Annotated in this window: 1 protein-coding gene; it reads left to right on the top strand. The window is 58.4% G+C overall.

Features of this window, described 5'->3' with window-relative positions:
- Positions 1-408: 408 nt before the first annotated feature.
- The coding region (locus ACVOMF_RS20900; RefSeq protein WP_481510978.1) for a hypothetical protein at positions 409-604 on the top strand (196 nt) is incomplete at its 3' end.

Here is a 604-nt window from a genome sequence, read left to right as displayed (position 1 = left end):
CCAACGCTCACCGCCCCCCCAACCAACCCCCCCCCGCCCAAACTCTGAAATTACCCGCCGCGGGGTGCCGGCGTCGGCTTGAATGAACTGTTAGGCGCGCCCCGCCCAACGGCGCACCACCCAAATGAAAAAGTACTGCAAAGCCATTGGAAGTAGGCCAAATACAAAGACGCAGAACAGGACGCTGCCAATAAAAAGAAGGCCCACATCAAGCGCTTGAGCTATGAGCGGCCGGGAATAGGATGGAAGGCGCTGGTACTCGGAGCGGAACGCGAATAGTCCAAGGGCGGGTAGGATGCCAAACAGAGCACCGACACAACCGGTGCTAATTACCGTCTGTCTAAGCTGCTCACGTTGCCACATAGCGCCTAACTCTGGAATTAAGCCGACTCGCGAAGCGAGTTCGGCTTGAATGAACTGTTAGCCCTCATCCGGATCTGGCTCACGCGGAAGCCGTTCCCAGGGGGCACCAACGGAATCCCGCCAAGCCTGCCAGCCAATCGGAAGGTCAGCCAACTCCCCAACGCTCCGGTCTTCTTGATACGCACAACCGAGGCAGATGATGGCGCCGTGGGCACTATCATTGGTGGTACCGCAAAGGAAC

The sequence above is a fragment of the Stenotrophomonas sp. STEN022 genome (assembly GCF_056760155.1).
This window is presented reverse-complemented; position numbering and strand designations above follow the sequence as displayed.